Annotated in this window: 6 protein-coding genes; 5 read left to right on the top strand and 1 reads right to left on the bottom strand. The window is 55.3% G+C overall.

The window, feature by feature from the left end; all coding sequences use genetic code 11:
• Positions 1-184 precede the first annotated feature (184 nt).
• The 3 genes from ybiO (at position 185) to NAT21_RS03430 (ending at position 6,402) form a co-directional block, all read left to right on the top strand.
• Positions 185-2,554, top strand: coding sequence for a mechanosensitive channel protein (gene ybiO / locus NAT21_RS03420; protein ID WP_250935721.1), 2,370 nt, complete (start codon positions 185-187; stop codon positions 2,552-2,554).
• A gap of 177 nt (positions 2,555-2,731) precedes the next feature.
• Entirely contained in the window at positions 2,732-4,453 is a 1,722-nt protein-coding gene (locus NAT21_RS03425) for a methyl-accepting chemotaxis protein (RefSeq protein ID WP_250935723.1), read from the top strand.
• A gap of 218 nt (positions 4,454-4,671) precedes the next feature.
• Positions 4,672-6,402: a methyl-accepting chemotaxis protein gene (locus tag NAT21_RS03430; protein ID WP_284732651.1), complete on the top strand. Its 1,731-nt coding sequence runs from the start codon at positions 4,672-4,674 to the stop codon at positions 6,400-6,402.
• A 46-nt stretch (positions 6,403-6,448) separates the two neighbouring features.
• On the opposite strand, the gene NAT21_RS03435 is transcribed toward NAT21_RS03430, so the two are convergent.
• Complete coding sequence (locus NAT21_RS03435) at positions 6,449-6,853, bottom strand: DUF7079 family protein (protein ID WP_250935728.1); 405 nt, start codon at positions 6,851-6,853, stop codon at positions 6,449-6,451.
• 139 nt (positions 6,854-6,992) lie between these two features.
• On the opposite strand from NAT21_RS03435, the gene fabV reads away from it, so the two are divergent.
• Positions 6,993-8,180: an enoyl-ACP reductase FabV gene (gene fabV, locus NAT21_RS03440; protein ID WP_250935730.1), complete on the top strand. Its 1,188-nt coding sequence runs from the start codon at positions 6,993-6,995 to the stop codon at positions 8,178-8,180.
• Positions 8,181-8,480: 300 nt separating this feature from the next.
• Positions 8,481-9,713, top strand: a 1,233-nt coding sequence (locus NAT21_RS03445; protein ID WP_250935733.1) for a VCBS domain-containing protein, incomplete at its 3' end; no start/stop codon positions are given.

The raw sequence follows: 9,713 nt of genomic DNA on the forward strand, positions 1-9,713 counted from the left end.
GTTTAACCATAGGAAGAGCGCAGCAAGTCATCAACAGGAATGCCCGGAAGAGATCAAGGTGTTTAACAGGGGGGGATTTTTCGTCAGGATAAGGTACCCTGTTTTGCTTGGGTGGCCTCTGGCGGTATATGTGCCAGGCGGCTTGACAAGGAGGTTTCGTCCACATGATTAAAGGAGTGGTTGCGTGGTCCTGAACGGCTTTTACCCACGTATTCTGCGCTGGCTCGCCATGATGATGGCAGTTCTGTGCTTATCCGTCCCCATCGCTCATGCTGCCCCCGCCGGTGCAGAACAGGATTCGGCCAGCCCGGATGCTGCAGCTCTGGCGGACATGCTTGAAAATGATCAAACACGCCAGCAGCTGATCAAGCAGCTTCGTCAGGTCGCTGATGGCAGTGACAAGTCCGGCGAGGTGGCTCAGGACAAGGCCGCCGCTGAAGACGAGGATGGAGGGCTGGGTGGTCTGCCCCGCCAAGTGGCTGATACGACGCAAGCCTTTGCCGAGTCGCTCGCGGCCAATGTGACCGGGTCCTGGGACGCTATCACCTCGATTGGTGACGGTGCCGATGGAAAGGGGGCCGACTGGGGCAGGCTGGCTGGTCAGATGGTTGGTCTGGCAATCGTCATCGGCGGCACTATCGTGGCCTTTTTCCTGTTACGTCGGGCCATCAGCCCGCTGTTTCGACGGGCTGATGCCTGGGTATGTTCCGAGCAGGGCGCCTCCAGTGTCCTGAAGCGGCTGGGCGCCGTGCTCCTGTGTCTGGTACTTGATCTGGTGGCTATCGCACTGGCCTTTGTGGTCGGGTATGCGCTGGGGCTGTTTGCGGCGGGTGACAAGGCCAGCATTGGTACCTATCAGTCCCTGTTCATCAATGCCTTTGCCATGGTTGAGGTGATCAAGGCCCTGATTCGCATGGTCTTTGCCTCTCGCTATGATGGCCTTCGCCTGTTCGACATGGATTCGGGCGTAGCGCGCTACTGGAACCGGTTTCTGGCTATTCTTGCCGGCCTGGTAGGTTACGGCATGATGGTTGCCGTTCCATTTGTTGAAGGGATGGTATCGCCCTCGCTGGCTCGTCTGGTTGATATGCTGATCATGGTTGTAGCGTACGTTTACGCTCTGACAGTCATTCTGGGCAATCGACGAGACCTGCAGCAACGCCTTGAAACCCGCGCCCGCGCCGCCTCCATGGGGGCCTTCGGTATTCTTATGCGGATTCTGGGCAAGGTATGGCACCTGTTTGCCATCGGGTACTTCACGGTACTTTTGATCATAAGTCAGGTCTATCCTGAGCAGGCCCTGCCCTTCATGGCCAGAGCGACACTTCAGACGCTGGTTGCCGTAGGCCTTGGCATGCTGATTTCAAGCATGATTACGCGTGTATTGAGCCGTCGTCTTGAGCTTCCCAATAATCTGGGGCAGCGCCTGCCGCAGCTGGAGCAGCGCCTCAACGCCTATGTGCCCAATGCGCTCAAGGCTGTACGTGCCCTGCTGCTGATCGCGGTTCTGCTGGTTGTCATGGATGCGTGGAAGGCCTTTGACCTGCCAGGCTGGATGGCATCGGATGCAGGCCAGCATACAATCGGCATGATCATTCATGTGGCTATCATTCTGCTCATCGCAGCACTGGTATGGACGGGCCTTGCCAGCTTTATCGAGCATCGTCTGAACCCTGGTGATAACGGTCGCATGCCCAGTGCACGCGAAAAGACCCTGTTGTCACTGTTCAGAAATGCCATTGCCATTGCGCTGGCCGTCATGACCATCATGATTGTGCTCTCGCAGATCGGCATCAATATCGGGCCCTTGATTGCCGGTGCCGGTGTGGTCGGGCTTGCGGTAGGTTTCGGGGCGCAGAAGCTGGTACAGGACGTCATTACCGGGGTCTTCATTCAGCTTGAAAATGCGATGAATACCGGGGATGTGGTTTCCGCCGGCGGGATTACCGGTACAGCCGAACGTCTGACCATACGGTCTGTCGGCATCCGTGACCTGTCCGGAACTTATCATGTCGTGCCTTTTTCCTCGGTGGATGTCGTATCCAACTACATGCGTGACTTTGCCTATCACGTTGGTGAATACGGTATTGCCTATCGCGAGGATGTGGACTTTGCCATAGAGAAGCTGCAGGACGCCTTCAAGGAGCTGAAGGAAGACGAAACGCAGAGCGGCAACATCATGGAAGACATGACGGTGCCGGGTGTCATTGCGCTGGCGGACAGTTCCGTCAATATCCGGATCATGATCAAGACCACTCCCGGAACGCAGTGGGCACTGGGCCGTGCCTTCAATCGCCTGGTGAAAAAGCATTTCGACGCTGCGGGTATCGAGATTCCGTTCCCGCATCTCACCATGTACTTTGGCGAGGATCATGACGGCAAGGCACCACCCGCCAATATTCGCGTGCTGCAGCGTGAAAAGGTGATAAATGCCTCCGAGAGAAAGGCCTCCTCAGATGAAGAGAGCGCCTCTACGGAACCCACGGCAACTACCGGCCGCAACAGCATGCCGGATGTAGATAATGATGACGCTGGAGACGCCGGCGACCGTTGAGTCGCTTCGTCAGAGCGTGGCGCTAAAAGCCTCGACCTCCGGGTCGAGGCTTTTTTTATGAGCAGTACCCGACAGCCATTCACTGCAGGTCCGGTCTGCCGATACCCATAGTCTCGATAATATGAGCAACGGATCATGAAGGCGCTGGACTACCTTCCCGGGCCCTGGAGACAACACATGAATTTTTTGAACCGCAGCGTCAAGGTACGTCTTTACACCGTGATTGGTGTCACGCTTGCCATCATGGTCATTGTGGGTGGGGCCGGTGTGTGGGGAATGAGCAATGTCATGAAGGATCTGGATCATGTCTATCACACGGATGTAAAACGCATCGAATTTGTATCCAGTCTTCAGAGCAAAATGCAGGATGCACACATCATGCTGCTGGGCGCCATCAATGCCGATAATGACAGTGCCATCAAGCAGCTTGAGACGCGCGGACAACAGGACCAGCGAGCCTTCAGTGATCTTTTGGACAAGTACCTTGCATCGCTCTCGCCGGCGCGCCGCCAATCGAAGGATGTGCAGCAGCTCCAGGCTCTTCAGGAGCGTTACTGGGATAACTTTGCAACGGTAACGCAGCATGTTCTGGCCGGTGATGAGAGTGCTGTCGAACAGGATGCTGCACGGCTCGCCGACCAGACCGGTCTCTATATCGCGTTACAGGAAGTGGCAACAAACATGATTGCGTTCAACAATCTGGATATAGAGGCGTCCTATCAGCATGCCGAACAGAGCTTTCACACCGAGCGCAATGTGATTCTGGTGGTTTGCCTGCTGGCATTGCTGCTGTGTGCATCGGCGGGAGGGTGGTTGATTCGAAGCATTGTACGACCTCTGATGCACGCAGAGCAGGCCGCTCGTACAACCGCCGAGGGTGATCTGACCTACCGGATCGCCGCACGGGGCCAGGATGAATTCGGCCGTGTACTGCATTCGCTCGTCGATATGCAGGCAAGGTTGAAAGATATCATTCGTTCAGCGAGAACGAGCAGCCACACCGTCGCCGCCATCTCCGATGAAGTGGCCTCCAGCAGCAGCGAATTGAGTACCCGGACTCAGGAGCAGGCTTCCAGCCTGGAGGAGACAGCTGCCTCGATGGAGGAGATCACGTCAACAATCCGTCATAACAGTGAAAATACACGCCAGGCAGAGCGACTGGTGCAGGACGTGACCAGTCAGACACGCGAGAGTGACAAGGTCGTGGGACGTGCGATGTCGGCGATGGGCTCCATCCGTGAATCCAGTGATCAGATCGTATCGATTGTCAGTGTCATGGACGATATTGCGTTTCAAACCAATCTGCTGGCCCTCAATGCCTCGGTAGAGGCTGCGCGAGCAGGTGAGCAGGGGCGTGGGTTTGCCGTGGTTGCCTCCGAGGTGCGTATCCTGGCGAATCGCTCGGCCACGGCCGCCCAGGAGATACGTTCGCTTATCACTGAAAGCGTGGGGCGTGTGCAGGAGGGCGCGGAGCAGGTGGAAATGACCTCAGGTTCCTTGAAGCTGATCGTCCAGAATGTCGAGCGCGTTAATGATCTTATGAGTGAAATGGCCGCAGCCGGTCGGGAGCAGTCTCAGGGGGTCGATCAAATCAATATCGCTGTCAGCGAAATGGATGGTATTACCCAGCAAAATGCGGCACTGGTGGAAGAGGCCGCGGCGTCCAGCCAGGTATTGTCCGAGCAGGCGCAGGCCCTGCGTGAATTGATCGATTTCTTCAGGATTGATGATGAGCAGTTAACGCCATCTCCGAACAGGGTGGTGCCTGAAAGGGCAAGCTCCGAACGTGCTGTTTCCACAAGCACGCATGATGCGCCAGGTCGACCCGCTCCCGATGCGCCGCGCAAGGCACCTGAACGTAGCGTACCGGCCAGTCAGGATGACTGGGAAACCTTTTAAACCCGTAATCGAAACTATTCATGGCCGCCCACGGGCGGCTATTTTTTTGGTTTTTATAGCATTTTTTCTTATCGAGGCGTCTCGTTCAAAGTAGTTGGCTAACATTTTCCATTTTCGATGTAAAGACTGTTTCGGATGGTCCGATAACTCATCAGCGGGATGACATTTCCTTGAATCAACTGGTCAACGATACTTAAACGATAACGGCGGTGCACGATATGCTGGGACTCAACAAAAGTGTGAAAATCAGGCTCGTACTAACGCTGGCCGTGAGTACCATTCTTCTTACGGCAGTGGCTGTGCTGGCCGAGTTATGTCTTGAAGCCAGCAATGAAAGCAGGAAGGACCTTTACGAATTTGAAATGAAAAAGCAGCAAACGATGGGTGCCATTACCACTGATCTGTTTCAGGCACGTATTGCAGTGCTTGCGGCATATGGGTATCGCGATGAAGCCAGATTTGACCGTGCTGAACAGGTGATTCAGGAGATGGAAACGAACACCCGGGCCGCCTGGCAGCGTTACCTGGCACTGGCCGAGGCTTCTGATAGGCCTGTGCCCTTGAAGCAGGACATGCAGTCCAATCTTGATCAATTCTGGGGCGCCTATGGAAAGGTCATCGGGTTGATGAGGGCTGGTGACTTTGATCAGGCCACCGATATTGGCAACAACGTGGTCTCACCCGCCTATCGAGGCTTTGTTGAAGCGTCGGATGCCATGGCTGCCCAGGATGATATTTCCATCAAGGCGGATTACGAGGCCGGCCAGGAAGATTATGTTTTCCTGTCCAGGCTGATCTTTGGCGCAATTGCGCTGGCGCTTGTGCTTTCGGCTGTAATGGGTGTCTGGCTGGTACGCAGCATTCTGAAGCCGCTTGCGCAGGCCCAGGACATTGCCGCTGCCATTGAACAGGGCGATTTGACGCGCAGTATTACCATCAAGCGTGAAGATGAGTTCGGCCAGCTGCTCAACGTCATGAAGGGCATGCAGGCGCGACTGGTCTCGATAGTCAACGGTGTACGTGAAAGTACACAATCCGTGCATAGTGCAGTGAGCGAAATCTCCAACGGTAACGATGACCTGAGCAGCCGGACTCAGGAGCAGGCTGCCAGCCTTGAGGAAACGGCGGCCTCCATGGAGGAGATGACGTCAACCGTGCGCCAGAACAGTGACAGCATGGACAGCATGTCAACTCTGGTCGAGCAGATGAACAATCAGGCCCGTGAAGGTGGTGAAGCCATCGGTCGTACCCGCAAGGCAATGAACGAAATCAATGATTCCAGCGCGCGTATCGAGGATATTATCGGGCTGATCGACAGCATTGCCTTTCAAACCAACCTGCTGGCATTGAATGCCTCGGTTGAAGCAGCCCGTGCCGGTGAGCAGGGTCGAGGCTTTGCCGTAGTAGCGTCTGAAGTGCGGAATCTGGCAACTCGTTCAGCCACGGCTGCGCAGGATATCCGTGGTCTGGTAGCGCAGAATGTCGAGAAGGCCAAAAGCGGCGTGGTGCTTGTCGGGCAGTCCGAAAAAACCCTCGAAGAGCTTCTGGCCAGTGCTCACCAGGTCAATAGCCTCGTTGGCGAAATCAATCATGCCACGCGAGAGCAGGCATCAGGCATTGAACAGGTCAATCTGGCCATTTCCCAGATGGACGGCGTAACACAGCAGAATGCGGCACTTGTTGAGCAGTCTGCTGCTGCCGGTCATAGCCTCAGGGAGCAGGCCGATCAGCTGATCCGGCAGGTCGCTGTATTCCGAACGCATCAGCACGATGTGCCGCAGGGAAGGGTGGTTCCTGCACCTGTTTCGGAAAGTGTTTCGCCTCGCCCCTCTGCATCTACTGGTACCAGAAAGCCAGCGCCCGTGCGGGCTGCCGCTCCAGCCAAAACATCTTCAAAATCCTCGCCTCAGCCGGTGGCTGCCGGTGATGATGACTGGGAAACATTCTAGATAGTGATGGCTGTGACATGAAAAAGCCCGCCTTGAGCGGGCTTTTTCATGTGTCGATATCCCTGGTGGCCATCGCTTGCTGGTGCTGAACTTCCTGCATCAGTGTTACCCATCGGTGGCGGGACAGTGAGGTGGTCAGCCCTGAAAACAGGAGCCAGAAGCGGCGTTTCATCGGGGTAAGTCGTTCCGTGTGGCGAACCAGCGGCGGAAGAATGCGCTGTGCTTCAAACTGTTTCCAGCCCTGGGTTATGGATACCTGATACTTCACCATGACAGGAGCCATTTCGATGCGATAAATCCATTCAAGCTGTTTATGCGTATAGTCATGGCGAAGGATTTCCTCAGCCATCTGTTCGTAGTCCCTGATACCTGGTTCACTGTCCAGCCACAGGCGAGTGAGCGACAGCCAGAGTGTTTGTCGGGAAGCCAGTAGCGTGGCACGGTCGATCATGAGCAACATCCATCCAGCATGAAAAATTGAAGCGTAGGCCGGTTCCGGACACAATACGCCCTTTGCCGCTAAAATACCGGCCATTAACCGGGATCCTCAATGAGGGCTTCCGTTCAATGATCAGATAACGAGGTTCAGCGTGATCATCCAACCCAAAGTTCGCGGTTTCATTTGCACAACGACGCACCCTGTTGGCTGCGAAAAGAATGTTCAGGAACAGATCGAGGCCACCCGAAAGCAGGGCGTACGCAACGATGGTCCCAAAAATGTGCTGGTTATCGGGGCATCAAGCGGATATGGCCTGGCTGCGCGTATTACCGCTGCCTTCGGATATGGTGCCAACACGCTGGGCGTCTTTTTTGAAAAGGCCGGTACGCCGACTCGCCCCGGGACTGCCGGCTGGTACAACTCGGCTGCCTTTGACCGATTTGCCAAGGAAGAAGGGCTCTATAGTAAATCGATCAATGGTGATGCCTTTTCCCACGAAGCTCGTGAGAAAGCCATCGAGCTGATCAAGCAGGACATGGGGCCCATAGACCTGGTGGTATATTCCCTGGCCTCACCGGTCAGAAAGCTTCCTGACAGCGGTGAAGTGGTTCGTTCTGCGCTCAAGCCGATTGGTGAGACGTATACCTCAACTGCGATCGATACCAACAAGGATCGTATCATTGAGGCGTCTGTCGAGCCTGCCACACAAAAAGAGATTGATGACACTGTTACCGTGATGGGTGGCGAAGACTGGGAGCTCTGGATCAAGGCGCTGGATGAGGCGGGTGTTCTGGCCGATAACGCGCAGTCTGTCGCGTTCAGCTATATCGGTACCGAGATTACCTGGCCGATCTACTGGCATGGGGCGCTGGGCAAGGCGAAGGAAGACCTCGATCGGGCCGCAGCGGCCATTGATGAAAAAATCGGCGGCAGTGCACGCGTTGCCGTACTGAAGTCCGTCGTTACCCAGGCCAGCGCGGCTATTCCTGTCATGCCACTTTATATCTCCATGGTGTATCAGACCATGAAGGAGAAAGGGCTCCATGAAGGCACCATCGATCAACTGAATCGTTTGTACCGTGAACGGTTGTACGCCGAGGGCCCCATCGAAACGGATGACCAGAACCGCCTCCGTCTGGATGACTGGGAGCTTCGTGACGACGTACAGAATGAGTGCAAGGCGCTGTGGCCCAGAGTGACCGATGACAACCTGTTTGAGGTGACCGATTATGCCAATTACAAGCGCGAGTTCTTGAAGCTCTTCGGATTTGAGCGCAACGATGTTGACTATGACGCGGATGTTAACCCCGACATCGATTTCGATGTTGTAACACTTTAGTCCTCCAGGCTCGCTCTTTTTCAAACGCCGACCGACAGGTCGGCGTTTTTTTGTCGATATAAAACGTAATCGCCTGCATTACGCTCCCTTCATGTGGCGTTAAAGTACTGTTTTTTACAGATTGAGTGGCGTAAAAAATGTCAGTATCTGGTTTTTTGAAGTAGTGAAGCATTAGACTAATAGTGTTAATTTTTTTAATGAAAAAAAGTAACAAAATGTTTCAAATGGGTGCTGGGAGGCATCGCTTCCTGAACCGGATTGCTTGCATGTCATTCCATCCCTGCCTCGAGAGGATTCCTTATGGCTAACATCACCATTGAACGCATTGATGGCGCCCTGTTCACCGTTGATCCTCGCCAGGTAATTATTTCCGGCGCATCGGTGGAAACCGGATCGCTGCTTTTCGCCCCTGATGGCGCCCGTATGGTGCTTGCAGATGGCACGGTGCTGGATGTTGCCGCAGGACAGAAAGTGCTGCTGTCACTGGTGGACGGTACCACGGTGCTGGAAGCTCAGGACATCATCAATCCTTCCATTCCCGGAGGAGACAGTGATGTAGCAGAGCTGCTGGCTGCCATTGCTCGAGGGGATGACCCCACGCTCGTACAGGAAGGCCCCGCAGCGGGTGCCGAGGCAGGCGGTGATACCGGCGGTGGTGAAGAGGGCGGTTTTTCACAGCCATTTGGAATATCCAGGGAAGGTCGCGAAGAAGCGGCAACGTATACCTATGCAGCGGATAATGGCTCGTCAGCTACCATCACCGAGCGCGATGCCGGTAATGCTCCGGTTGAAAACGCAGACGATGCAGTCGCGGATACCGGTGCAGACGATACTGAAAATACCGACGATACATTCGTGGAGATTGGTGCGGACAATACAGAAAACACCGGTCCCTCCATCCCTGTTTTATCTCTCGATCCTCTTGTGGAAGACAGTGTGGTGGCTGGTCAGCGCATCGGTACTGCTTCTTCAACGGCAGCCAATGGTGGCCCGGTTGCTTATGCATTGTCCGATAATGGGGCGGGATATCTTGCCATTGATTCGGTAACGGGAGACATCACGCTGACTCAGGCGGGTGTTGACGCCATCAATAATGATGACCTGAATCTGGATAACCTGTCGATTACGGTGACGGCTACTGACGTCAATGCCAATACAAGTTCGGCCAACGACAACATCACGGTGGTTCGCACCGATGATCCAGCTACCATCAGCGGCGTACAGACCGGCGATGTGGCCGAAGATACGGTGCTGACGACCAGCGGTACGCTTTCCGTGAGTGACCCCGATGCGGGTGAGTCCACGTTCGTCGCCCAACCGAACACCACCGGCGCCTACGGCAACTTCGCGATCGACGAGGCCGGCAACTGGGCCTACATGCTCGACAACACCAACGGCGACGTTCAGGCGCTGGGCGACGGCAACACACTGACCGAGACCTTTACCGTCATCACCGCCGGCGGCGATCGCGAGACCGTCACCGTCACGATCAACGGCACGGATGATGCCGCCGAGATTACCGGCGTGCAGACC

This window comes from Larsenimonas rhizosphaerae (genome assembly GCF_023700005.1).
GTDB classification, from domain to species: Bacteria; Pseudomonadota; Gammaproteobacteria; order Pseudomonadales; family Halomonadaceae; genus Larsenimonas; species Larsenimonas rhizosphaerae.

Bases quoted from the DNA above. Each gene is read 5' to 3' on its own strand.
- NAT21_RS03425 (WP_250935723.1), top strand. From the start codon at position 2,732: ATGAATTTTTTGAACCGCAGCGTCAAGGTACGTCTTTACACCGTGATT.
- NAT21_RS03430 (WP_284732651.1), top strand. From the start codon at position 4,672: ATGCTGGGACTCAACAAAAGTGTGAAAATCAGGCTCGTACTAACGCTG.
- NAT21_RS03435 (WP_250935728.1), bottom strand. From the start codon at position 6,853: ATGATCGACCGTGCCACGCTACTGGCTTCCCGACAAACACTCTGGCTG.